A 25507-nucleotide genomic window follows, 5' to 3' on the forward strand; every position below is an offset into this window, starting at 1 on the left:
GAACGTCGATATAATTCAAGTTGTGTTCGATATATTCGATTTTGCGTCGATATAATTTTATTTACTAAGGTTACTCTCATGAGTAACCTTTTTGTATTGTACAAATGGGATAGACTAGTTTACAATCGAGCGTATGAAAATGGAATGAGAAAAAGGGGGAGTAAAATGAAGCGCATTTCAATTTTGATAGCTGACGATGAGGCAGAAATTGCTGATTTAATTGAGATACATTTAGAAAAAGAAGGGTATTATGTTGTGAAAGCGGCTGATGGAGAAGAGGCGATTCGCGTTATTCAGTCACAGCCAATCGACTTAGTCGTGTTAGATATTATGATGCCAAAAATGGATGGATACGAAGTGACGAAACAGATTCGCACCAAATATCATATGCCGATCATTTTCTTAAGCGCGAAAACTTCTGACTTTGATAAGGTGACAGGTCTTGTACTAGGTGCGGATGATTATATGACGAAGCCTTTCACACCGATTGAATTAGTTGCACGTGTAAATGCACAACTACGTAGATTTCTTACGTTAAATCAGCCGAAAGTAGAAGAGAGTAAATCTGCTTTGGAAATTGGCGGAGTTGCTATTGATCCTGAGCGCCGAACGGTAGATGTGTATGGTGAGCAAATTGAATTAACCCCAAAAGAGTTTGATATTTTATATTTATTAGCGAGTCATCCGAAGAAGGTGTACAGTGTGGAAAATATCTTTCAGCACGTATGGGCGGATGATTATTACGAAGGTGGGAATACAGTGATGGTACACATTCGTACGTTGCGGAAGAAGCTTGGGGAAGATAAAAGAAAGCATAAGTTAATAAAAACAGTGTGGGGAGTAGGGTATACTTTCAATGGCTAAAAAGATGAGAAGCTTTCGTTCGAAGATGGTTATGCTATTTGCGTTAAGTATGATATTTGCTGGTGGTGTAACGTATTTGATGTATGAGGGATTACGGCTCTATTATAAATTAGCAGTTCGTTATGAGGATCCTTTAGCTCAATTTCGTTCAATGGTAAGGCAAATTGGGGATATTAATTTCTTTTTAATTATATTTATCCCTCTATCCATTATGTTTTTCTTCTTCCTTACTAGACCGTATTTAAAATATTTTGATGAGATTTCTAGTGGGATTCATCATCTTGCAAACGGTGATTTTACAAATCAAGTTCGTGTTTCATCCAATGATGAGTTTGGATATATCGCTCGCGAAATTAATGTAGCGAGTGAGAAATTAAAAGAAGCAGTTGAACGAGGAGATTTTGCGGAAAATAGTAAGGATCAGCTCATTGTTAACTTAGCTCACGATTTAAGAACGCCGTTAACATCCGTTTTAGGTTATTTAGATTTGATTCTTAAAGATGAGAATTTGACGAAGGAGCAAATTAAACATTTTTCCACAATTGCTTTTACGAAATCCGAAAGACTGGAAAGTTTGATTGATGAATTATTTGAAATTACGAGAATGAATTATGGGATGTTGCAGCTTGAAAAAAGACCAATTGATATAGGTGAATTGCTTATCCAGTTAGATGAAGAATTATATCCGTTATTAGAAAAAAAGGATTTAGAAGCGAGATTGAATATTGCACCATATTTACCTATTAACGGTGACGGGAAATTATTAGCGAGGGTATTTGAAAATCTTTTAACGAATGCGATTCGCTACGGGTATGATGGAAAGTTTGTTGATGTGAACGGATATATTGAGGGTGAAGAGGTAGTCGTACAAATTATTAATTACGGAGATAGCATTCCAGAAGAAGATTTACCGTATCTTTTTGATATGTTTTATACAGGTGATAAGGCAAGATCAGAGCAGCAAGGTGGTACAGGCCTTGGGCTATTTATTGCGAAAAATATTGTTGAGCAGCATGATGGGAAGATTTCTGCTGAAAGTAATGTGATTAGAACGATATTTGAAGTGAGATTGCCAAAAGAAGAGAGCGAAGCAATTTAATAAAAATTTAAACTTTACCCCACTTTTTATTTTAATAGTTTTTTCTATTCTATACGTAAGTTACGTTAAGGAGGAACTAGAAATGAAAAAGTGGGTATTTATTTCTCTTTTTTTATTATGTACAGTCTGTGTAGGCTTTTATATATCACCATTATTTCAAAAGGCGATCGATGTTGAAATTGCAGAAAAAGATAATAAGGTAAAATCGACGAATACTGAAAATATAGAGATTACCGAAGAACAAGTTTATAAAGGAAATCTATTATTAGTTAATAAAGATTACCCGGTTAAGAAAGATAGTATAAGGTCGGATATTATAAATGTAGCTCAAAATAGTGAATTAGTAAGAGGATATGTTGTATTGGATAGAAACCTTCGATTATCAAAGGATATTGTGAAAAAGTTTTTGAACGTTATAGATGCGGCAGGAAAAGAAAGTGTTAATCATTTTTTGATTAGTAGTGGTTATCGAGATTTCCAAGAGCAAAGACAGCTATATGAAAAAATGGGATCCGATTATGCACTCCCAGCAGGATACAGTGAGCATAATTTAGGATTATCACTGGACGTTGGATCAACGCAAAAGAAAATGGAGAAAGCTCCTGAAGGAAAATGGGTGGAAGAGAATGTATGGAAGCACGGATTTGTTTTACGTTATCCGAAAAATAAAAGTGATATTACGGGCATTCAATATGAGCCATGGCACATTCGTTATGTCGGCTTGCCACATAGCGCGATTATGCAAAAAAAGAAAATTACACTAGAGGAATATTTAGACTTCCTAAAAGAGAAAAAAGAAATTTCAACTGATGTGGAAGGAAAGAAATATACGGTTTCTTATTATAAAGTTTCTGGGAATATGAAAGTGAATGTGCCAGCGAATAAGCAGTATGAAATTTCGGGGAATAATATGGACGGGGTTATTGTGACGGTTCAGGAATAGAGAATTCTGATTCTCCCATAATAGCGCCCTATAGAGGGAGAATCAAAATAGAGCAATAGGCACAATTCTTAATAATAGAAAAAGCAATCTTCATATGAAGAAGATGTTAATTAACACATTCTCAACGGCTTTCATTCAGAGTGAAAAAGATTGGAGCTTCATCAACATTTTTAAGCCATATATACTCTTGACCATTTAAACCATCTTTCATCCAGATATCACCTTTATATGCATTTATCTTTTTGCGAAACCAAGTAAGATAAGATCCAATAATTTGAGGATCTTCATCAAGTTCATTCTTTTTTGGGAACGAGATTTGTTTTTGCTCTTCAGTTTTTATATTGATAGTATAAAGCGTTGTGAACATCGGTGGAACAGGCCCTTCCTTCCACTCTTTGTTCTCTTTTGCACGAGCCACAATCACTTTGTCTGGTGAGAACCATTCCAAATCAAGGTCTACATAACCTACAGGTGTGTATTCCTTTTGGTGCTTTGATGTTAGCATGTCCGCAACCGTGTTTTTTTTGTTTTCTACAAAAAATCTTCCTTCTCCTGAAATATAGGCCAGTTGATTGGCCGATGGAGCCCACTTCATCCAGTCTTTGAACTCAAGCATTTTACCAAGTGCTTGAAAGTGTTCTCCTTTTGATGAGATAAAGCATAACGTATTGCTATCCATTGCCAAGGAAGCAGTAGGGGTGGCTAAAAAGCTAATCCACTTTCCATCAGAACTCCACTTAAAATAGTTAGCATTAATCGCAAATAAATCAGTTTCATTTGTTTGAATCGTATAAAAAGGCTTTATTTTATCTGTAGTAAGATTTGCATCTACTGGAATTCTATAAAGTGGGATTGGGCCCCATCCAGTAGGACGCAAGCAGGATTGTGAGGAAATGATAAATTCCTTCCCGTTCGGGAACCATTCGAAATCACTAACGCCAAGTGATACATTTTCAAAACCTTGCGGGCGCCCATTCTTTGTTTTGGTAACTTTTAATAAACCTTGATCAGTGTAGGCCAATTGATTTTTGTTCGGTGACCACTTAAAGTCAGATGTTACGACTCTGACATAAGGCTGATAGCTTATTTTCTCCTTGGTATCATAAATGAATAAGTCTGTTTTGTTCCCCTTTTCATCACTATCAATATAACCAATAAACCTACCATCATACGACCATTTCGGAGAATACACATATTGATTTTTTGTGATCTGTATTTCTTGATTCCCTTTTTTTATCCATAGCTGATGGTCACGGATAAATGCAGCCGTGAGTGGTGGGGTCTCTGCGGTGCCCATCGTTGGTAAATGAAAACTGATTAAGATTATAAATAATAAAATCCGAAATCTCAAGAACATCCCTCCTGCGTATAGGTTGTCCTGATATTTACTGGAAACTCTTCAAGATGCCCATTTTAATTTTTAACAAGCATTTTTTTAATGAAGCCCATTTCCCAAAACAAGCCCGTTTTTTAGAAAGCCAAGCTTCCTATTCGCCCTGAAAACATACTATAAATGGAATCCCCTCATTTAGAGCAAGGTGAACTTGTTGTGAATGATACTAAAGGAGGAATAGAGTAATGAGCGAAAAGTGTGAACACAGACATGATGATTGTCACCGCAGACATGGAGGCGGTTTTGCGCTTCTAATCGTATTGTTTATTTTATTAATCATTATCGGTGCTAGCTGCTTCGGCGGTGGCGGTGGTTGTGGTTACGGCGGTTATGGTGGCTACGGTGGATATGGCGGCGGCTATGGTGGATTCTGCTGCTAATTATTAAAAACTATTGAAAATGGCCTTGTGCGTATTGCACAAGGCCATTTTATTCATGTTCTAATATGCTGTGATAATTTATTGATGTACAGAGAACGGATTAAGAAGAAGAAAATAATCTCGATAATCCCGAACAAAGTAAGTATAATCACTAATTCTTTTAATAAAGAGAAAGAAAACATGCTTTGTAAGAACTGAATCGCAAATATTGTATGAATACCAGCAACGATATAAGGAATGAAAAATAAAATTCCTAATTGAATCGTTGCAGAACGAAACATTTCTGATTCTGTTAAGCCGAGTTTTGTAATCGTAATGTACTTTTGTTTTTCAGTCGTTAAGTCGTTATACATACGGAAGTATAAAACACTAGCTGCACCGATAAAGAAAATAAAGCCGAGAAATGCCCAAATAAAGAAAGAAGCAATTGAATTTCCTTTACTGTAGTTTAGATCATCAGCAGCTGTATAAATAGCAAATGGGAGGTCTGTATTTTTATATGCCTCACGGAAGCTATCCGTATCATTCCAAATATGTTTTAACGTATTTTTCGTCGGAACAATTGCATCTTCCCAATTCTCAACGAAGTAGTTATAAACTATGGTCGTTTCAATATGAGGAATCATATTATCAAATACATAATCTTGTACAACAATTATATGTGGGAAAAGAAAGGATGGTTCGATCCCTTCATTAATAAATCCTTTAATATGAAATTCTTTTTTATTTGATCCGAGTGTAATTGTATTTTGTTTTGCAAATGGATTTGATACAAGATTTAAGAGTTCTGGCGAGTACCGAGAAATAATATAAACTTGTGTAGAATCAAGGGTTATTTCCGGTCTCTTTAATTGTTTCGCAAGTGTGTTATAGTCACTCATTTTCATAAGAGTAATGTCTTCTTTTAAAGCTGTATCTTTTAACACTGTAACCTTATGCTTATTGTATTGAAAATTAGCATTTGTAAGCTCCGTTTCAATTGTAGCAATGTGCTTTTGTTCAAATGAATTTCCATCTTTAGATATATATGTGAAGGGGAAAGGATATCGTTCTAATATCGATGCTTTCGTATTATTATTAGCAGCAAACAATCCAATAATAATTGTAAATGCAAGTGCTGACAACATAGAAACGATAAAGAGCACATTAATATTACTACGCGTACGGCTAGCTAAATCTGAAATCCATAACATGTTTATTTGTTTCATATAAAACTTTCTTCGCTTTTTTAAGATAAAGATAAAGAGGAGAAATGTTTGTGAAAAGAATAAATATGTTCCGACTATTACGAGCGGTAAAATAGATAAAATAATAAGGTATACAGAGCCGTTTTGTGCATTTTTTTCTGTTACGTAGCCTTGTGGGTAACCGGCGATATAATAGCATAGCCCTAAACAAATTAAGGCAAACAATGAAATGAGTATAGACGGCCTTTTTTCGTTTTTTTCATTTTTATTATTTTTAATTAATCGAGTTGTTTTACGAGTACGAATGAACATCGGTGTAAATGTAGAAACGATGAAAAATAAAATAATAAAAATTACTGTTGTAACGATAATTGCTTGTGTTGGCCAATATAAATAGAGGCCTTTTGCATTTGTTAATTTGGAGGTAACGAGTAAGAAAAAGTTAGAAAACACAAGGCCACCTTGAATACCTGCAAAGATAGCGAGCATTCCAATGATCATATTTTCAGTAAACAAAAGCCGTTTTAATTGTTTTTGAGATATACCGAGAACAGTTAAAACGCCAAATTGTTGTTTTCGTACATTTAAAAATGTCCCGATAGAATATAAGAGAAAGAAGAACGAGAACAAAACGATAACAAATTGTGCCATGCCAGCTAAGTCCATGAGCGGATCTTGTTCATGCAATTGATTCATAATTTGTAACCGCGGATGATACGCGTATACAGTAAATGAAAAGAAAACCATAATAGAAAACGCACTACTTACAAAGTAGGCGAAATATGCTTTTGAATTACGCGAGACATTTTTAAATGCAAATTGCCAAAATGTCATCCACGTCTTCCTCCTAGTAATGCCAGAACATCTAATATTTCTTGATAAAATTTCTCGCGGTACAATCCGCGGTGTAGCTCATTGTAAAGCTCGCCATCTTTAATGAAAATAACACGGTTACAATAACTTGCTGCAAATGGATCGTGCGTAACCATTAAAATCGTTGCATCTTCTTCTTTGTTTAGCTTCGTAAAGAGCTCCATTACATCTATAGCTGCTTTGGAGTCCAAGTTTCCTGTCGGTTCATCAGCGAGTAAGAGAGAAGGGTGATGAATAACGGCACGTGCTACAGCAGTACGCTGTGCTTGTCCACCTGACACTTCAAAAATACGCTTATTTAAAATGTGATCAATTCCTAGCTTTTTTGAGATATTATCGAGTTTTTGATCCATTTCTTTTAAAGGAACATTATCTAACGTTAAAGGCAATACGATATTTTCACCGATTGTTAACGTATCGAGTAAGTTAAAGTTTTGGAAAACAAATCCTAATTCTTGGCGACGAAAAATCGCTAATTTTTCTCTACGGAATGTATGTGGTTGTTTTCCGTTAATTACGACCTCTCCAGAAGTAGGTGAATCGATTGTGGAAATAACGTTTAAAAATGTAGATTTACCACTTCCAGACGGCCCCATGATCGCAACGAATTCACCTTTATCTACGTGTAAATTTATATTTTTTAAAGCGGTATGAGGGACTTTCCCCTCATACACTTTTGAGACGTTTTTGATATGTAATACTTCTTCCATAGTAATCACCTTTCTATTTCTTAAAACTTAATGTGTTGTGATAATTTTTGCATATAAAAGGAACGAATTAAAAGGAAAAATAGAATTTCAACTGTTCCAAAGATTACAAGTACAACCGTAATCTCAGCGAATAATGAAAGATTCAATATTTCTTGCAACATCTTTGTCGCAAACATCGTATGAATCGATGCCATAATGTAAGGAACAAAGAATAAGATAGCAAGTTGAATGGTAGCAGATTGTTTCATCTCATCTTCTGTTAAGCCAATTTTCGTAACCGTTATATATTTTTCTTGCTCATTTGTTAAATCTGTATACATGCGGAAGTAAAGAACACTACCAGCACCGATAAAGAAAATGACGCCAAGGAAAGTTCCGATTAAGAAAAAGGAAGATACATTTAGTTTCGTTTCGTATAGTGAGTTGCTCGCTTCACTTGCATGAAACGGCGGGTGTTCTGCTTGAATCGCTGCATTGTCGTTATTGATTTTTGTTATAAACGCTGAGCCAATATTATATGCTTTTTCCCAATCTAGAACTTTGAAGCTATATACACTCATTTGTTTCGAAATAGTTGATAATGCTTCTACATTTTCATCAGATAGTACGAGTAAGTGTGATATTAAATTATTTGGGAAAGGGTTAAAGCTTTTATATTCTTTCACTTGTAGCTGTAAAGAGTTTTGAGAAAGCGTAAGAGTATTTTTCTTTTCTTTATCATAAATTGTTCCAATGAATTGATCATCTATGTCTTTAATAAGGATATAAGATTCGTTATTCTTCACGTTGAGATGTTCCCAGTTTAACGCCTTAGCAAGTATATTATAGTCGCTTTGTTTAATGGCATAATAGGACTGTGGGTTCTCTTCTGCTGAAGATACTTCATATATATCCGTTTTAAATTTTGTATAAGTAAAGTGCTCTTCATTAAATTTTTGCTCTAACCAGTTTAAATGCTGATCAGCTAACGTATTTTCAGTATGAGATAAATACGTAAACGGGAAAGGGTTTTGCCTAATTTCCTCAAACTTTGTAAATTTCCCGAATCCATATAAGAATGTAATCATCGTAAAAGCGAGCGTTGATAGCATCGCTACAATAAAGAGCATATTAATATTTGTTCGAATTCTTGTTGCTAAATCAGAAATCCAAAGCATATTGATGCGTTTCATATAAAATTTTCTTCTTGTCTTTAATATGCGAATGAGCAAGAAGCTAATTTGTGAAAAGAAAAAGTATGTTCCAGCTGTAATGAGTGATGGAATGACAAATATACTAGAGACGGCGTACAAAATTCCAATTATGTCACCTAGCGACATGAAATATAGTGGATTTGCTGCTAACGCATATCCAGATAGTAAGCATATCGCGCCAAATAGGGAAATAAGTACGGATGCTTTTTTTTCTTTATGTTGTTTTCCTTCTTTTAAAAGTCGTACAGCTTTTCTCGTACGGATGAGCATCGGTGTGAAAGATGATACGAGAATAAAGAGCCCAAGAAAAATTATCGTAGTTAAAACAATGGCTCCAGTTGGCCAATATAAATATAAACCAGGTACATGTGTAATCTTGGCTGTAACTAATAAAAAGAACTGTGAAAAAACAAGTCCAAGTTGAATGCCGAAAAATATGGAAAGAACACCGATTAACATAATTTCTATAAATACGAGCCTTTTTAACTGCTTTTGAGATATGCCAAGTACGGTTAAAATCCCGAACTGTTTTTTTCGTACTTTTAAGAAAGTACCAATCGAATAGAGTAAAAAGAAAAATGAAAAGAACACAATGACAACTTCTGAAATGGTCATTAATATGCTTAGAGCATAATTCACGTCTGTCGTATGCAATTTCGGATGAAATAAATAAACTGCAAATGAGAAAAAAATTGCAATGGAAAACGCACTGCTTACAAAATAGGCAAAATAAGCTCTGGCGTTCCGTGTTACGTTTTTAAATGCAAACTGCCAAAATGTCATTCACCTAAGCCTCCTAATAGAGTGAAGATGAAAAGAGTATGAGAGATACTCCTTTCATCAAGTTTGTTTTAAATATTTTGTCCATTCGTATATTGTGATAACTTTTGCATATAAAGCGAACGAATGAATAAGAAAAAGAGGATTTCAACGACTCCAAAAATAATAAGAACGGCTGAAACTTCTTTGAATAACGATAAACCAATTACATCTTGTAGCATTTTTGTTGCAAACATTGTATGAATGGATGCCACAATATACGGAACGAAAAATAAAATACTAAGTTGAATGGTTGCAGATCGTTTCATCTCTAAATCTGTTACACCGATTTTAGAAATCGTTATATACTTCTCTTGTTCGTTCGTTAAATCGGTATACATTCTAAAGTAAAGAACGCTACCAGCTCCAATGAAGAAGATAACCCCCAAGAATGTCCCAATTAGGAAGTATGCAGCACTTCCCGATGTGATTTTATATAATGAGCTTGCTGATTCAAAGGAGTGAATGAGAGGCCCTTCATATTGGAATTTATCGCGATCTTTTTGTACTTTTTCTATAAAATTATCAGCAATTTTATATGTCTGTTCCCAGTTTTGCACTTTGTAATTGTACGCTGATATATGCTTTGCCGTATTGGGTAAATTGTTTACAATAATATCAGGTAAAACTAGCGTTTGATATGAAAAGGTAGATGGAATTGCACTCATATGTTCATAGCCTTTTACTCGTAATTTCGTATTTGTACTAGCGAGTGTAATGTAATCTCTATTGTAGCTTTGCTCAAATTCGTTGAATATAGTGATATAAGATGTCCCCGTTAAAACATATGCTTCGTTATCATCCATGAATAGTTGTTTCATTCGTAAAGAATCCGCAAGTTTGTTATAGTCACTTTGCCTAATTGCGTATACGTCATTATAAATAGCTACATCTTTATCTTCTTTTAGTGGTGTTTCATATATATCAGCTTTTATTTTCTCATAAGGAAAATGCTCTTTTTGTAATTGTTGCTCAAGCCAATTTAAATGCTCTGTAACAAAAGGATTCGCATCATAAGAAAAATAAGAAATTGGGAAAGGAGAAGTTCTACTAACCTCTAGTTTAATAAATTTCCCGAATCCATATAGGAACGTAATCATTGTAAAAGCTACTGTAGATAGCATTGCTACAATAAAAAGCATATTAATATTCGTTCGAATACGGCTTGCTAAATCAGAAATCCAAAGCATATTAATCCGTTTCATATAAAACTTTCTTCTCGTTTTTAAAATATAAATCAGTAAAAAACTAATTTGCGAAAAGAAAAAGTATGTTCCGATTGTAACAAGCGTTGGGATAACGAAAATACTTGAAACCATATATATAACACCTATTTGTGGGCTTACTGATACGAAATATTTAGGATTTCCGGCTAAAGCATAGCCGCCTAATAAACAAATTGCACCAAATAAAGAGATAAATATGGATGGTTTTCTTTCTTTTTGTTTTCCACCATTTGCTTTTAAAAGGTGTACCGTTTTTTTTGTACGAATAAGCATCGGTGTGAATGCAGATACAATGATAAAAAGACTAAGAAAAACGATGATCGTTAAAATGATCGCGTTAGTAGGCCAGTATAAATATATACCTGGTACGTGCGTAATTTTTGCTGTCACTAATAAGAAAAATTGCGAAAAGACAAGCCCAAACTGCATGCCGAAAAAGATAGACAAAATACCAATTAACATATTTTCCGTAAAAACGAGACGATGTAATTGCTTTTTCGATATACCTAAAATGGTTAAAATCCCAAATTGTTTTTTTCGAACTTTTAAAAATGATCCGATTGAATATAGTAAAAAGAAGAAAGAGAACAATACAATGACAACTTCTGAAAAAATCATTAATCCTGAAATTTCAGAGATCATACTGAAATTTTGTAATTTCGGATGGAATAAATAAACGGCAAACGAAAAGAAAACAGCAATTGAAAAGGCACTGCTTAAAAAGTAGGCAAAATAAGCTCTTGAGTTGCGCGTTACATTTTTAAATGCAAATTGCCAAAATGTCATAATATGTGCCTCCCGTCAGAAGGCCAATATGTAGTTTTATTGCAAAAAATGTATGAGAGTAAGTTCTCATACATTTTGCTAGCATATGTTACGATCATGCTTCGGTCACCTTCTCCGTATTTTCTGCTTGATTATTTGCAGCGTTGTGGAAGATGATTTTAATCGTCGTTCCTTTACCAACTTCAGAATCTAGTTTGACAGAGTGACCTAAATAATCACAAATTTTACTTACAATATAAAGTCCCATACCAGTAGATTCTCCGAATGTACGACCATTTTTCCCAGTGTAAAACGGTTCAAATACTCTTCGAATATCTTCTTGGGGAATACCTACGCCTTCATCACGAACTTCTAAAATAATATCTTTTCCGTTTCGGTAAGCAGATAAGAACACTTTCTTTCCACGTTCACCAGAATAACGAACAGCATTTGTCATTAACTGATAGATGATAAATTTTAGCCATTTTGCATCAGAAGCAACCTTTAAATCAGAATGTACTTCTAAAACAGGGAAGACCCCATTACGGATGAATAGTTCTTTTAGGCCGTTAATATTTTTTGTTACAGTATCTTTTAATGAAATCGTCTCGACATGGAAGTCTTCATGGAAGTTATTTAATCTTGCCATGTATAAAGCCATATCAAGCCCTTGGTTCAGACGATCTAATTCCTGTTTAAACTTTGGAATTAAATGTTCATCTTCCATTTCGAGCACCATAAGTTGCATGACGGAAACAGGTGTCTTCATTTGATGCACCCAGTGATTAATAAATAATTGATGTTCTTGTTGTTTTACTTCGTACGATTGTAGTTCTTTTTGGAAGAGACGGTACTGCGTACGCACGAGTTCATTTACACCGTGAGGCATCGGAGCGCTCGCCCTTTCAATAAATGCGTCTTCCATTTTTTCAGGCGGCTCACTTAATCTATGGTACATTCTACGATTGCGAACGTAACGGTAAGCGAGGAAGCAAATAAATAAGTATAAGCTTAAAACAACGAAGTAAAACTTATTATTTTGGAATCCATCTACTGCATCATAGAGAACGAAAATAATTCCGAAGTTTAATACATATAGTAGAAAAAATGCAAAATGATCACGTAAAAATAGCTTCATGCTTATTCACTCCAAGTTGCGTTAAAACGATACCCAAGTCCACGTACTGTTTCAATAGAGTTCTCAATACCAAGCTCATTGAACTTTTTACGAAGACGCGTAATATTTACGTTTAATGTATTTTCTTCAACGAAGCTTTCGTCATCCCAAAGCGCAGCTAATAAATCTTCACGGCTCGCTGTACGAGGGAACTTAGATAATAACATTTCTGCTAAAATTGCCTCTTTCTTCGTTAAAAGAACTTGCTCAGATCCAAAGTGAATTTCTGGACGCTCAGGGAATAACTTTAAACCTTCTACTTCAACGATACGTTCAGAAATATTAGGTGCATAATCACCGTAAATACGGCGTAATTGTCCTTTAATTTTCGCCATTACAACGTCATAGTGGAACGGTTTTGTAATATAATCATCCGCACCGCTTTCAATCGCCATAATTTGTTCCATCTCACCAGCACGCGCTGAAATGAAAATAATTGGACAAGTAGATTCATGACGAATTTGACGGCACCAGTAGAAACCATCGAATTTCGGTAAGTTTACATCAAGTAAAACAAGATGTGGTTTCACAGCGTTAAACGATTCCATAATATCATCGAAATTCTCCGCTACAACAGCTTCATAGCCGTACTTTTGAATGTGAGATTGTAGTAATGATGAAATATTTGGATCGTCTTCAACGATTAAAATTTTATACATATGTATATTCCTCCTCAAAAAAACAATTGTAGCTATAGTGTATCATGTGTTTCAAGTCTTTTCATTATGTTGAAAGATAAGCTAGTAAACAGTATAGGTCAAAAGCGTGAAAAGTAAAAAGGGCGCTGGATACAATTGACAAATGCCGATAATCAGTTTAACATTTAGATAAATATCTAAATGTCTAATTAGTGAGAGGAAGAAAGACATTGAATCAAGCATTCAAAGCATTAGCAGATCCAACAAGGCGAAAAATTTTAGATTTATTAAAAGAAGGCGATCTAACCGCTGGTGAAATTGCTGAACAGTTCAATATGACGAAGCCAAGTATTTCACATCATTTAAGTGCATTAAAAAATGCTGAACTTATTCAAGATGAAAAGAAAGGGCAATTCGTTGTGTATTCTTTAAACACAACTGTCTTCCAAGATTTATTGACTTGGGTGTTTACGTTTACGAATAAGGGGGAAGAGGGGAAATGAGAAAACATCTTTTTGCAATTATATTAATTGTTATAACTTGTTTAGCTTGGGCGTTTGCTTGGCCGCATTTGCCGGATACAATTGCGACGCATTGGAGCGGCGGTAAGGTAGATGGATATTCGTCTAAATTATATGGAATGATTTCTATGGTTGGAATTATGATTGCGTTATATATATTTCTAAATGTAATACCGAAGATTGATCCAAGGAAAGCAAATTACGAGAAATTTTCTAAAGCTTTTATGATGATGAATAACGGAATACTATTGCTACTATTTGTAGGGAATATAGATATTATTACAAGTGGACTCGGATATAACTTATTCATTAATCGGGTGCCAGAATTATTAGTGGGTGTTTTGTTTATAGTCATCGGAAACTATTTACCACAATGCAAGCCTAACTTTTTCGTTGGGATGCGTAATCCTTGGACATTAAGTAATGAAGAAGTATGGAGAAAGACACATCGATTTAGCGGGAAAGTATTTGTGGTGTTAGGACTTATTATGATTATAAGTGTTTTCGCTCCAGCTGATTTGAGATCTTATATGATGCTCGGGATTATAGTAGTTGCTGTTATCATAACGAATTTATATTCTTACGTTTTATATAAAAAAGAAATGCAATTGTGAGTAATAAGCGATTGAATTACACTAATCAAATTTTATAGTTCTAGTTTTTATATGTTAAGAGATTATTTTAATACTCAGTGGAGATAACAAAGGCTCCCTGAGTAAATTTTTCATTTTTGAGTCTGAAAATTCAGTCAAAAAAGATGATTCGGGGGAAATTATATGTTAGAAATTGTAAATTTCAGCAAGACATACAAAGGTGGTAAGAAAGCAGTAGATCATTTAAATATTACTGTTCAAGCAGGGGATATATTTGGATTTATCGGGCATAACGGTGCGGGGAAAAGTACAACAATTAAGTCGTTAGTAGGAGTTATAGATTTTGAAGAAGGGGAAATTTTCGTTGATGGTCATTCAGTAAAAAAGGATCCGATTGCATGTAAGAGAGTAATGGCGTATATTCCTGATAATCCAGATTTATATGAGCAATTAACAGGAATTCAATATTTGAACTTTGTTGCGGATGTATTTAAAGTGCCTGCGAAGGATCGCGAAGAACAGATACAGAAGTATGGGGATGCTTTTGAGATTACACCTTACTTGGGAGACTTAATTTCTTCTTATTCACACGGTATGAAACAAAAAGTAGCGATTATATCGGCGGTTTTGCATAAACCGAAATTATTAGTTTTAGATGAACCTTTCGTTGGTCTTGATCCAAAGGCAGCCGTAGTATTGAAAGGTATTATGAAAGAGCTTTGTGAAAAGGGAAGTGCGATTTTCTTTTCTACGCACGTTTTAGATGTGGCGGAGAAATTATGTAATAAAATAGCAATGATTAATAGAGGGAAATTAGCACTCTCAGGGGAAGTAAATTCTTTAATAAAGGAAGGCTCATTGGAAGAGCTCTTTATGAAGGAGCTTGCTAATGAATACTAATAGTTTAGGTCTTTTAAAAATCCGGTTGATAACGCAGCTTGGTTTAAATACTTTTAAATACGAAAAAGATAAGAAAAAGAAGCAGAATAAGATTTTGCTGACAGCATCTATTGCCCTAGTTGGTGTCATGTTAATGTTATATTGCGGAACCTCGGCATATGGATTGGTGAAACTAGGAATGAGCGAAATTATTCCAGTTTATGCACTAGTTATTAGCAGTGTATTAACGTTGTTTTTCACTATATTTAAGGCAAATGGAGAAATTTTTGCTTTTAAGGACTACGACTTTTTAATGTCATTACCGATTCGTGTAAGTACTGTTATTGCAAGTAGATTTTTGTATTTATACTTGCTGAATACGATCTTTTCAATCATAATCATGCTACCAATGGGAGTTGTGTATTGCATACATGAGAATCCATCAGTTTCTTTTTACTTTATGTGGTTCATCAGTATGTTTATAGCATCTTTAATCCCAACAACAATTGCAGCGATCTTTGGAGCTGCGATTACGGCAATTGCTTCTAAATTTAAAAATACGAATAAAATAACTACGATTTTAAGTTTTATAGTAATTATTACATTCGGTTTATTTATGCTAAAAAACGGAAATGCTCAATATAGCCTTAATGATATGAATGGAATTGGTGCAATTGTTTCAGAGCAATTAACGAAAGTGTATCCATTAGCTAGCATGTTTCAAAAAGCAATTGTTCATGCTGATATTGTAGCTTTCATCTTATTCGTTGGGATATCAGTTATTTGGTATTATCTTTTTGTAAAAATACTTTCGTTAAAATATAAGCAAATAAACACAGGGATTTCCACTTATCATATGCTTTCAAATTATGAGATTCATAGTATGAGAAAAGAAAGTGTATTGGTCGCATTGTATAAAAAAGAGCTGAAACGTTTCTTCTCTTCTACAGTGTATGTCATAAATAGTGGAATGGGAGTCGTGATGGCTATAGCTTTCGCGCTAGCTATAGTTGTAGTAGGACCAAGTCAATTAATAGCGTATCCTGGAATTGAGTCGATTTTGCAAAAGATTGCTCCATTTGCTATTGCAGCAGCGATTTCGATGACGTGTACAACATGTGTGTCATTGTCTTTAGAAGGAAAAAATGTATGGATTATTAAGTCATTGCCTATAGCGCCAAAGAAGATTTATGACAGTAAAATTCTTATGAATCTTTCATTGACTATACCTGCATCACTTATTAGTGCTGTATTACTAATAATAGGGTTAAAACTAGATGTTTGGAGTTCTCTTTTAATCGTAATAACACCGATGACATATTCAGTATTTTCGGCAGTATGGGGGGTTTTTATTAATAATCGATTTGGTTATTATGATTGGGTATCAGAAACTCAAGTAGTAAAACAAAGTGTAGGATCGTTTGTTGGTATGTTTGGTGGCTTAATTGTGGCTGTTATACCTGCCTTATTAATCGGTACGGCTGCTATCTCGAACTACAGAGCATTTACTTTTTTAGTTGTTATAGTGCTTACGATTATTACTATTTTCTTGTACAAGAACGAGTCGAGAAGAAGTATAAAATAAAAAGCTGCTTTTCCTTTAAAGAGGAAGAGCAGCTTCTTTATTTTGAAACAGTTTAGACCTTTATATTACTTTTTCAAAACAGGTACCCATATCTCGCTTCTGAAATTCGGCGAGGATACCTCTTTACTTTCATTCCATAATATCTCCGGCCCTTCCGCTAGTTCATAGTTTGAAGAAGGGAACCATTCGGAATAAATACGTCCCCATACACTTTGTAATGCATCAGGAAATGGACCGACAGCTTCAAATATAGCCCATGTTGAAGCAACGACTTCAAGTTGTGTGAATTGCTCTGGACAATCTTTCGTTGTGGCTACTCCAATATAGTGATCGAGTTCTCCTTTTTCCTCCATTCTTCCTTCAGAAAAGTTAGTAGAGGCACTAATGATTCCATTCGGTTCCACATTTGAAAGCATCTTTAATGTTTGAATGGACTCTGGGTTTAAACTTTTCCACATCGAAGCAATTTCTTCATTTACACCATTGAAAACGATTGGTACTCGTTTTGTAATACCTATAATTCGAAATGAGTCTTTTTCTTCAATTCGATAGTTCATTTCATTTCCTCCTTGAATGGATAGTTGGAAGGTCATTGGGGAATAAGCCTTCAAAGAATGATTACTGTTTCGAGCCTCTGAAGGTGTTATGCCGTGCAAGTTTTGAAATGCACGAGAGAATGAATCTGGTGAATTGTAGCCATATTTTATAGCGATATCAATGACTTTTACATTGCTGTTTTTTAGTTCAAAGGCAGCGAGAGTAAGACGTCTACAGCGAATATAATCAGATAGTGATATGCCAGCTAGAAAGGAAAACATTCTTTTAAAGTGATATTCAGAGCAGAGAGCTAGCCTCGCAACTTCTTTAAAATCAATTTCATCTGTCAGGTTGTCTTCAATATATTGCATTGCTGCATTCATATTTTTAAGTGAATCCATACTATGACCTCCTCTGTACATAGAATAGCAGGAACGAAATAGCTCCATCCGACATTTCGTGCACAACTTTGTAGGTAGTTTTTTACCTTACAAAAATGTAATGTTCCTGTAAGGAGAATGAATGGATGGCATGATATCCCAATGTTATAGTAACAAAGTACTTTCATTCATGAGGTTAAATTTTGATGTCTTTACTTATGTGCCTTACATAACTGTCATGTTTGTGTAAGAAACATCGATAGTGGCAAGGGTAGAGAGTGTATATAGTTGAAAATAGAGAATAGAAGAAATGAGGGATGTCGAGATGAAAACAGTGTTAGAAGCAAAAAATATTAAAAAAGTATATGACACAGGTGGAAATAAATTTGAAGCGTTAAAAGGTATTAACTTACAAGTAAAAGAAGGCGAGTTCGTTGGAATTATGGGACCTTCTGGTTCTGGTAAGACGACTCTTTTAAATGTTCTTTCTACAATTGATAATGCGACGGACGGTGAAATTTTAATTGATGGAAAAGATATCGTGAAGATGAATGATGATAAGTTAGCGTTGTTCCGCCGCGATCATTTAGGTTTCATTTTCCAAGATTATAACTTATTAGATACGTTAACGGTGAAAGAGAATATTGCTTTACCTCTTGCGTTATCAAAGGTAAAGGCAAATGAGATTGATCGCCGCGTTCTTGAAATCTCAAAGAAATTCGGTATTGATCATATTTTAAGTCAGTTCCCATACCAAGTATCTGGTGGACAGAAGCAGCGCTGCGCGGCATCACGTGCAATCGTTACAAATCCAAGTATGATTTTTGGGGACGAGCCAACTGGAGCACTTGATTCTAAATCTGCAACAGATTTACTTGAAAGTATGAAGTCGTTAAATGAATATGATAACTCAACAATTTTAATGGTAACGCACGATGCATTTGCGGCAAGTTATTGTAAACGAGTTATTTTCATTAAAGATGGTGAGTTATATAAAGAATTGCACCGCGGTGAATTAACACGTAAACAGTTCTTCCAACAAGTCGTTGACGTAATGTCTTCTATTTCTGGAGGTATGGCTGATGACCTTATCTAGCATTGCCCTCCGCAACATACAGCGGAACTTTAAAGACTACTTTGTATATTTTGCATCTATGATTTTTAGTATCGTAATTTACTTTACATTTAAAGCACTGCAATACAATTCACAAATGGAAAAAGCAGCGGAAGCCTCTAAAAAGATTAGCGGTGCGTTTCAAGTTTCCAGTGTGATGCTTATCATCTTCGTAGCAGTGTTCATTATATATTCGAACGGATTCTTTACACGTAAACGTAAAAAAGAAGTTGGATTATATTCTTTACTAGGTATTCGGAAAAGACAAATTGGTAAAATGCTTTTTTATGAAAATATGTTAATGGGATTAATGTCTTTAATTATCGGGATTGCGATCGGTAGCGTCCTTTCAAAATTATTCCTTGAGTTATTAGTAAGTATGATGGGATTAAACTTAAATGTTCATTTTGAAGTACCGATGGGTGCGATTATTGATACAACAATTATTTTCTTTGTGATTATTTTATATACATCACTTCAAGGATATCGTTTAATTTATCGCTTTAAGTTAATTGAACTTTTCCGCGCAGAACGCGAAGGAGAAGCAATGCCAAAAGGATCAGTAGTTATGGCACTAATTTCAGTATTCTTAATCGGTTCAGGTTATTTCTTAGCGTTAATGTATGTGAAGGCACTTAAGTATGCAGACTTTATGGCAGTCGCACTTTACATTTTGCTGGCGACAGTATTAGGTACGTATTTACTATTTATGTTCTTTACAGTATTCGTATTAAAACGTGCACGAAATAATAAATCCTCGTTTTATAACGGTATGAATATGGTAACGACGTCACAGTTATTATATCGTATTAAAGGAAATGCAAAGTCACTTGCAACAATTTCTATTTTAAGTGCGGTAACATTAACAGCGGTTGGTACGTCCGTTACGATGTATTACAACACATTTACGCAATCAAAAGCAGTTGCACCGTACAGTTATTCTTATGAGAAGAAAGATGCAGCACTAGATAAGAAAGTAAACGAGATTCTTGCGGAAGAGAAGCAAGATCATCCTGTAAAAGATCAATTTGAGATTGAGACAGTTCCTGTAAAAGGGAAGTTTGAAGGAGATAAAGTTGATTTCATTCTGAATATGAACTATACGATTTCAGAGAAATATCAGTTTATGTCTCAGTCTGAATTTAACAAACTCGCTAAAAAAATCGATGCAGAAACAGTGAATGTAGCTACTGATGAAGCATTTATATATGACAGTTCGTATATCGAGGGGCATGAGTTTAGCCCGCAATATAAAGGAAACAAAGCAGTATTCCAAATTGGAAACGAAACGAAGCAATTAAAGATTCAAGGTGCAAATGATATTGCAATTACAAATTTAGGTGAATTAGTTGTTGTCGTATCAGATGAAATGTATGAACAGGCGAAGCAAGCATTTGGAACACGTATTGTAAAAAATATTGATGTAAAAGATGAAAAAAACAGTAAAGTATTAACAGAAAAATTAACGAAAGTGATGCCAGCTAGTGAGTCAGAAATGGTGCCGTCATTTAGAGACTTCTACACTGGTTTCCATATAGGACTTGAAGGAACTGGACTAATGATGTTCATAGGAATGTTCTTAGGACTTGTATTCTTACTAGCAACAGGTTCTATCATTTACTTCAAACAATTAACAGAAGCAAATGCAGATCGTGAGCGCTACGTTGTACTTCGTAAAGTCGGAGTAACAAAACAAGAAATGAAAAAAGCTATCGCAAAACAAGTAAGCTTTATCTTTGCAATCCCGTTAGTGATCGGAATTCTGCATAGCTTATTTGCACTAAAAGGTTTAGCAAACTTATTACCATTTGAAATTATGATTCCACTCCTAATTAGTATTGGAGTATACGGTGTCATTTATATCGGGTATTACTTCTTAACAGTTCGTTCTTATTATAAGATTGTGAGTGCGAAGTAATAGAGGAGCAGCTATCGCTATAAGCGATAGCTGTTTTTTTTATTCTTCATAAAATCTTAAGAAATCTCCTCAATTTTTGTTAAGAAACGATAGTAACACTTACAACTGAGTATGGTATATATTTTGGTGGCATCATTATCGTGGCTTTTAGTATTTCTGATGTGTATATGCATAAGAAGAATGCAGTCGTGGATTGATATAGTAGATATGGGAGTAGTAAATTAATACATAGATATTTTCTATATTTTACTTTTTTTATTGGGGGATACATCCATGTTATTAATTTTTAGTATTATTTTAATAGGAAGTATGGTCGGGATGAGAGTAGTAGCTTTAGGGATGATAGAGAGACATAGAAAAGAAGGTTTGTATGTGTATTGTCCTAAATATAGTGGGGAAATTCGAAGGGGGAATTCTGCTCCTTTTTGTTCAAAATGTAATTTGTTTTTTTTAGTAAAGAATGATAGTAGGGATGAGTTTGAGCTATTGAAAAAGCTTTGCGAGGATACGCAAAGCTTTTTTGTATATTTTATTTTCTTTCGATTCACATTGTAGATAAGGAGAAAGAGAATCCTCTATTTTTCAGTTTATAAAAGATGAAGAGGAGAATTTATTATAGTTTTTGTAATAAGCGTTCGCCGCTTTCCATATTGCCTTTACATAACGGACATTTCGGCTCTTCTTCTAATGAAAAATTTTTACGCATCCATCCAAGGCAGTCGTCTGCTTCGCATTCCCACACAGCAATTGCTTCGGGTTCTTCTACAGGTTTATCATTTTTTCTCCAATACATGTGATCGCTCCTTTAAATTGAAAAGTTTTTTAGAAAAAACAAAAAAGGTTGTTAACGTTTTTTGTTAACAACCTTTTATTTATTCATCATACTATATTTTTTTGAAAAATGCGAAGTTTAGTAATTGTTAAAGTTATATCTAAATAGCGATTACACAACCGCAGGATTATAAATTATCGTAAAGTGCCCTGGCAACAATTCAATATGACAAGGTGTATGAAGTGAACTTTCGCCATCTGTATCTACTTCTTTTTCTTCTTCTGTTTCAATATGAATGGATTTCGCTTTTACGTGGAAGATATCATTTTCATTTGTGTCTTCAAATAGTTTCTTTCCAATATAATCTTTAAACACTTGAATCCCTGTTGACTTAACAACAAAAATATCAAGTGTTCCGTCATCGCATTTTACATTTGGAATAAAGGATGGGATACCCCCGAGATATTCACCGTTTCCAACCATAACAAGAACGGCTTCGTCTTTATATATTTGTCCGTCGTAAGTAATTTTGACTGGGAATGTTTCAGCGTTTTTTACAGTTCGAATGGTGCTTAAATAGTAACCGATTTTACCAAGCTTTGCCTTTTCTTCAGCATCGATATTGTTTGATACTTCAGAGACGAGTCCAATGCCCCAGAAGTTTAAGAAGTGTTGTCCGTTTGCTTTTGCGACATCAACTGGTTTTACATGTCCTTTTGTAATAAGTTTTGCTGCTTCAGCAATGTTTTGCGGAACGCCGAGTGTGCGAGAGAAGTCGTTGCAAGTTCCACCTGGAATGATTGCAAGTGTAGGTCTAGTTTCAAGAGGGGCTAAGCCGTTTGTGCATTCAAATACAGTTCCATCACCACCGAAGACGATGATTAAATCTACTTCACTAGCAAACTCTTGGCAATATTTTGTTGCATCACCGTGTTTTTTCGTATGAAGGATATGTAGGTCAGGAAAAGCTGCGGCAAGAGGTGGTACGATTTTCGTTAAGTTTGCACGTAAATCGCCTTGTCCTGCTTTTGGATTTACGATGAGGAGTACTTTTTCAAATTTTGTCTTTGTCATTTTTATTCTCTCCCTTTGTCTTTTACGAATCGTGATAGAAAATAAACTTCCATCAATAATTGATGGAAGTTTATTATATTATTCCGTTACAACTGAAGCGATAAATGGTAAGTTACGATATTTTTCTGCGCAGTCGATACCGTATCCAACGATAAATTCGTCTGGAATTTGGAAGCCAACATATTCAGCTTTTAAGTCCACTTTACGGCGCTCGGGTTTATCAAGTAACGTACAGAATTTCAATGCTTTCGGTTTATGCATGAAGAAGTGATCTTTTAAGAAATGAAGTGTTAAACCAGAATCGATAATGTCTTCTACGACAATTACGTTTTTTCCAGTAATGTTTACATCGATATCTTTTAGTAGTTTCACTTTTCCTGTTGTTTCGGTTTGATTTCCGTAGCTAGATGCAGAGATGAAATCAATTGTTACATCGTTTTTAATGTGACGAATTAAATCAGCAGCAAATACGAATGAACCTTTTAATACTGCGATGACTATGATTTCTTCTCCTTCAAAGTCACGTTCGATTTGAAGTGCTAGTTCTTTTACTTTTGCTTGTAATTGTTCTTCAGAAATTAAAGTGTCTTTTATTTCAATATTCATTGGGATCCTCCTACAGTGTGTAAAACTTGTGAACATTTCGACTGTAAAGGATAGAATAGAAAAAGTCAAAGAGGATAGTATTTTTCTACAAAAACAACGACAAAATCATCTGATGATATACTAATCACATTAAGAAAACGCTTCCGTAAAAGGGTGATTATGATGAAAAAGAAACAGTACACAAGTGTAACATTTATAAAAGCATTACTTTTAACAATTGTTCTTGGCCTGTTGGCTTACATAATTGATGTACCTGCAATTCGCATTTCACTAATTGGAATGACTTTAGTATTAGGCGCAATTTCCCATGGTATGATGTCGCAGCTACAAGAAGCTGGACTTGATAATATGAATGATCATATAGATAAAAAGTGAGAAACCTTCATGTATATACAATGAAGGTTTTTTCTTTTCTTACAAAAATGTAAGGTAGTTGTAAGACAAATCGATAGTTGCATAGTAGTGTTTTGGATAAACTATAAGTGTAAGGTAAAAGGCAAGCATATTTTAGGTAAATTAAGTTTTAGGCACTCTATATGTGAAGAAGGAGTAGGAGGGCATGGAGAAACGTTGGACAACCTTTTCTTTTTTAGCGACTAGTAACACCGTAATGCTAGCTGGAGAAATGGATTTTTTGCACTTGTTTGATCGAGAAGACGATCATTCTTCTTCAAAATTTACAATGAAATGGTGTAAATGGAGCGAAAGTTGTAGATTGGAAGAAGAGACCCCTAACGAAGAGCAAAAAATTATTTTAACAAATCCTATTAAAGCGTGGGTTGCTCAACGTAGTAAGTGTAACGTCAAAAATCACTTCAAGAAAACTGAGCCGAGACAATTAGTTATCGCTCCGGCCAATTCTACTTCTAAATCACGCGAAAGTAACATGTAAATATTGAGACACACACCCGAAAAAACATCGTATAGATTGCGATGTTTTTTTCTTTTTCTACAATGAAATCTTTAAATGAAATATATTTCATCTGCATCTTATATTTACATCTGTTGTTTATTCTAGTGATACATCCGATGCGACGTGATGTAAAACGTATAAGAGGAGAGAAATAAAATGAAAAAGAAACTATTACCAATTTGTGCAATGGCACTTTTAACAGTAGGTTATTCTTCAGTAGCGAGTGCTTCTACTGGAACACTAACAAAGGAAGAAGCAGCGCAAGTGCAGTCAGATGTAGCTAAAAAGGAAGAAGCAATTAAGGCACAGCAAAAAAATGATGCAGAGAAAAAGCAAGCGGCGCAAGTACAAGAAAAAAGTGATATGGCTAAAAAAGAAGCAGCGATAAAAGAGCAACAAAAGAATGAAGTAGCGAAAAAAGAAGCAGCACAAGTGCAACAAAAAAATGATGCAGTCAAAAAAGAAGTAGCGAAGCCAGTTGTACAAGGTGAAAAATTACCAAACACAGCATCAAATAATGTAGCAATGATGGGACTAAGTGCCTGTCTTGTAGCAATAGGTACATTATTTGGTTTGAATCGTCGCAATAAAGTTAATGCGGGATAAAATATTGTCCTATAAAGAATGGGATAATTTCATATATTAAAAATGGTAGGTTATTCCTACCATTTTTTGCATGGAGGGATGAAACATGAAGTTACGCAATTATATCGGTATCATATTGATGGCTATAGGGCTATTCATGGGATCCTATTACGCTGTGGAATGGTATAAAGGAAAAAGCTCTGCTCAAGAATTAACGAAAGAAGAAATAAAGAGCCTTAAAAACATACAACATAATCAACTTTCTCATGAAAAACCTGTAACTTCCCAAGTACCTTCTTCTCAAACACAACATAAAGAAGGAGAAAAGGTAGCGATGTTAAATATACCGAAAATAAAGAAGAAGTTTTCTATATATTGGGGAGCGAATGACGCCACTTTGAAAAAAGGAGTGGGTATGTTCGTTAGTGATGTAACGACAACGCCATCTGGCGGGGGACATACTGTACTGAGTGGGCATCGAGATACTGTATTTACAGATTTAGGAGAGTTAAAAGAAAAGGATACCCTTATTTTAGAGTATGATAATAAAACTTACACATATGAAATTCAAAAAATATGGATTACCTATGCGGATGATCGTACTGTTATTATAAAAAAAGAAGAACCAATATTAACACTGACGACTTGCTATCCATTTGATTATATAGGGGATGCACCAGATAGATATATTATCGAGGCGAAATTAACTGCTAGTCATTCAAAATAAAATTATAGTTCCTGAAAGCGGGAGGGGATACATAAA

Annotated in this window: 26 protein-coding genes and 1 pseudogene; 16 read left to right on the top strand and 11 right to left on the bottom strand. The window is 34.6% G+C overall.

Features of this window, described 5'->3' with window-relative positions; all coding sequences use genetic code 11:
• Positions 1 to 165 precede the first annotated feature (165 nt).
• The 3 genes from MR065_RS02320 to MR065_RS02330 all read left to right on the top strand — a co-directional run bounded on the left by MR065_RS02320 (position 166) and on the right by MR065_RS02330 (position 2906).
• Entirely contained in the window at positions 166 to 864 is a 699-nt protein-coding gene (locus MR065_RS02320; protein WP_242212328.1) for a response regulator transcription factor, read from the top strand.
• Positions 857 to 1963, top strand: coding sequence for a HAMP domain-containing sensor histidine kinase (locus MR065_RS02325; RefSeq protein ID WP_242212329.1), 1107 nt, complete (start codon positions 857 to 859; stop codon positions 1961 to 1963). The genes MR065_RS02320 and MR065_RS02325 overlap by 8 nt, the downstream gene beginning before the upstream one ends.
• 82 nt (positions 1964 to 2045) lie before the next feature.
• Entirely contained in the window at positions 2046 to 2906 is an 861-nt protein-coding gene (locus tag MR065_RS02330; protein ID WP_242212330.1) for a M15 family metallopeptidase, read from the top strand.
• 121 nt (positions 2907 to 3027) lie between these two features.
• On the opposite strand, the gene MR065_RS02335 is transcribed toward MR065_RS02330, so the two are convergent.
• A complete protein-coding gene (locus MR065_RS02335) occupies positions 3028 to 4257 on the bottom strand; it encodes a TolB family protein (RefSeq protein WP_242212331.1) in 1230 nt (409 codons plus the stop codon).
• A gap of 227 nt (positions 4258 to 4484) precedes the next feature.
• On the opposite strand from MR065_RS02335, the gene MR065_RS27660 reads away from it, so the two are divergent.
• Positions 4485 to 4679 carry a YjcZ family sporulation protein gene (locus MR065_RS27660; protein ID WP_396022356.1) on the top strand — a complete coding sequence of 65 codons (195 nt, stop codon included), beginning with the start codon at positions 4485 to 4487 and terminating at the stop codon, positions 4677 to 4679.
• 53 nt (positions 4680 to 4732) lie between these two features.
• Here the strand turns inward: MR065_RS27660 and MR065_RS02350 are convergent, their stop codons facing one another.
• The 6 genes from MR065_RS02350 to MR065_RS02375 all read right to left on the bottom strand — a co-directional run bounded on the left by MR065_RS02350 (position 4733) and on the right by MR065_RS02375 (position 13288).
• Positions 4733 to 6700, bottom strand: coding sequence for an FtsX-like permease family protein (locus MR065_RS02350; protein WP_242212332.1), 1968 nt, complete (start codon positions 6698 to 6700; stop codon positions 4733 to 4735).
• Complete coding sequence (locus MR065_RS02355; protein WP_000393258.1) at positions 6697 to 7449, bottom strand: ABC transporter ATP-binding protein; 753 nt, start codon at positions 7447 to 7449, stop codon at positions 6697 to 6699. The genes MR065_RS02350 and MR065_RS02355 overlap by 4 nt, the downstream gene beginning before the upstream one ends.
• A 20-nt stretch (positions 7450 to 7469) precedes the next feature.
• Entirely contained in the window at positions 7470 to 9425 is a 1956-nt protein-coding gene (locus MR065_RS02360; RefSeq protein ID WP_242212333.1) for an FtsX-like permease family protein, read from the bottom strand.
• 68 nt (positions 9426 to 9493) lie between these two features.
• Positions 9494 to 11473 (bottom strand): FtsX-like permease family protein, encoded by a 1980-nt coding sequence (locus MR065_RS02365; RefSeq protein WP_242212334.1) that lies wholly within the window; start codon positions 11471 to 11473, stop codon positions 9494 to 9496.
• A gap of 94 nt (positions 11474 to 11567) precedes the next feature.
• The gene (locus MR065_RS02370; RefSeq protein ID WP_097904746.1) at positions 11568 to 12590 is read right to left on the bottom strand and encodes a sensor histidine kinase; all 1023 of its coding nucleotides are present in this window, start codon (positions 12588 to 12590) and stop codon (positions 11568 to 11570) included.
• A 2-nt stretch (positions 12591 to 12592) separates the two neighbouring features.
• Entirely contained in the window at positions 12593 to 13288 is a 696-nt protein-coding gene (locus MR065_RS02375) for a response regulator transcription factor (RefSeq protein WP_000276738.1), read from the bottom strand.
• Positions 13289 to 13497: 209 nt separating this feature from the next.
• Between MR065_RS02375 and MR065_RS02380 the strand changes: the two genes are divergently transcribed.
• From MR065_RS02380 to MR065_RS02395, 4 genes are all read left to right on the top strand, one after another.
• A complete protein-coding gene (locus MR065_RS02380) occupies positions 13498 to 13770 on the top strand; it encodes an autorepressor SdpR family transcription factor (protein WP_002067754.1) in 273 nt (90 codons plus the stop codon).
• Positions 13767 to 14402 carry an SdpI family protein gene (locus MR065_RS02385; RefSeq protein ID WP_098989556.1) on the top strand — a complete coding sequence of 212 codons (636 nt, stop codon included), beginning with the start codon at positions 13767 to 13769 and terminating at the stop codon, positions 14400 to 14402. The genes MR065_RS02380 and MR065_RS02385 overlap by 4 nt, the downstream gene beginning before the upstream one ends.
• 162 nt (positions 14403 to 14564) lie before the next feature.
• Positions 14565 to 15281 carry an ABC transporter ATP-binding protein gene (locus MR065_RS02390; RefSeq protein ID WP_242212335.1) on the top strand — a complete coding sequence of 239 codons (717 nt, stop codon included), beginning with the start codon at positions 14565 to 14567 and terminating at the stop codon, positions 15279 to 15281.
• Positions 15271 to 16845, top strand: coding sequence for a permease (locus MR065_RS02395; protein ID WP_242212336.1), 1575 nt, complete (start codon positions 15271 to 15273; stop codon positions 16843 to 16845). The genes MR065_RS02390 and MR065_RS02395 overlap by 11 nt, the downstream gene beginning before the upstream one ends.
• A gap of 65 nt (positions 16846 to 16910) precedes the next feature.
• Here the strand turns inward: MR065_RS02395 and MR065_RS02400 are convergent, their stop codons facing one another.
• On the bottom strand, positions 16911 to 17783 hold the full coding sequence (locus MR065_RS02400) for an AraC family transcriptional regulator (RefSeq protein ID WP_242212337.1): 873 nt from the start codon (positions 17781 to 17783) through the stop codon (positions 16911 to 16913).
• Between the two features lie 304 nt (positions 17784 to 18087).
• Here MR065_RS02400 and MR065_RS02405 point away from each other — a divergent pair, with 304 nt between their 5' ends.
• The 4 genes and pseudogenes from MR065_RS02405 (at position 18088) to MR065_RS02415 (ending at position 21349) form a co-directional block, all read left to right on the top strand.
• The gene (locus MR065_RS02405; protein ID WP_000859663.1) at positions 18088 to 18858 is read left to right on the top strand and encodes an ABC transporter ATP-binding protein; all 771 of its coding nucleotides are present in this window, start codon (positions 18088 to 18090) and stop codon (positions 18856 to 18858) included.
• A complete protein-coding gene (locus MR065_RS02410; protein ID WP_242212338.1) occupies positions 18845 to 20794 on the top strand; it encodes an ABC transporter permease in 1950 nt (649 codons plus the stop codon). Before MR065_RS02405 ends, MR065_RS02410 begins: the two co-directional genes overlap by 14 nt.
• A gap of 83 nt (positions 20795 to 20877) precedes the next feature.
• Positions 20878 to 20991 (top strand): annotated as a pseudogene (locus MR065_RS27665) (DedA family protein); the annotation flags it as partial.
• Between the two features lie 76 nt (positions 20992 to 21067).
• Positions 21068 to 21349 carry a hypothetical protein gene (locus MR065_RS02415; protein WP_242212571.1) on the top strand — a complete coding sequence of 94 codons (282 nt, stop codon included), beginning with the start codon at positions 21068 to 21070 and terminating at the stop codon, positions 21347 to 21349.
• A gap of 58 nt (positions 21350 to 21407) precedes the next feature.
• On the opposite strand, the gene MR065_RS02420 is transcribed toward MR065_RS02415, so the two are convergent.
• The 3 genes from MR065_RS02420 to hpt all read right to left on the bottom strand — a co-directional run bounded on the left by MR065_RS02420 (position 21408) and on the right by hpt (position 23246).
• Positions 21408 to 21587: a cold-inducible protein YdjO-related protein gene (locus MR065_RS02420; RefSeq protein WP_097904738.1), complete on the bottom strand. Its 180-nt coding sequence runs from the start codon at positions 21585 to 21587 to the stop codon at positions 21408 to 21410.
• A gap of 150 nt (positions 21588 to 21737) precedes the next feature.
• Positions 21738 to 22640 (bottom strand): diacylglycerol/lipid kinase family protein, encoded by a 903-nt coding sequence (locus MR065_RS02425; RefSeq protein ID WP_242212339.1) that lies wholly within the window; start codon positions 22638 to 22640, stop codon positions 21738 to 21740.
• A gap of 78 nt (positions 22641 to 22718) precedes the next feature.
• The gene (hpt, locus tag MR065_RS02430) at positions 22719 to 23246 is read right to left on the bottom strand and encodes a hypoxanthine phosphoribosyltransferase (RefSeq protein ID WP_097904736.1); all 528 of its coding nucleotides are present in this window, start codon (positions 23244 to 23246) and stop codon (positions 22719 to 22721) included.
• A gap of 159 nt (positions 23247 to 23405) precedes the next feature.
• Here hpt and MR065_RS02435 point away from each other — a divergent pair, with 159 nt between their 5' ends.
• From MR065_RS02435 to MR065_RS02450, 4 genes are all read left to right on the top strand, one after another.
• On the top strand, positions 23406 to 23621 hold the full coding sequence (locus tag MR065_RS02435; protein ID WP_242212340.1) for a hypothetical protein: 216 nt from the start codon (positions 23406 to 23408) through the stop codon (positions 23619 to 23621).
• Positions 23622 to 23805: 184 nt separating this feature from the next.
• On the top strand, positions 23806 to 24138 hold the full coding sequence (locus tag MR065_RS02440) for a hypothetical protein (RefSeq protein ID WP_242212341.1): 333 nt from the start codon (positions 23806 to 23808) through the stop codon (positions 24136 to 24138).
• 177 nt (positions 24139 to 24315) lie between these two features.
• Positions 24316 to 24765 carry an LPXTG cell wall anchor domain-containing protein gene (locus tag MR065_RS02445; RefSeq protein WP_242212342.1) on the top strand — a complete coding sequence of 150 codons (450 nt, stop codon included), beginning with the start codon at positions 24316 to 24318 and terminating at the stop codon, positions 24763 to 24765.
• Between the two features lie 85 nt (positions 24766 to 24850).
• Positions 24851 to 25471, top strand: a complete 621-nt coding sequence (locus MR065_RS02450; protein WP_242212343.1) for a class D sortase — start codon at positions 24851 to 24853, stop codon at positions 25469 to 25471.
• Positions 25472 to 25507 lie beyond the last annotated feature (36 nt).

Source organism: Bacillus cereus group sp. BfR-BA-01383 (genome assembly GCF_022663495.1).
GTDB lineage: Bacteria > Bacillota > Bacilli > Bacillales > Bacillaceae_G > Bacillus_A > Bacillus_A cereus_AU.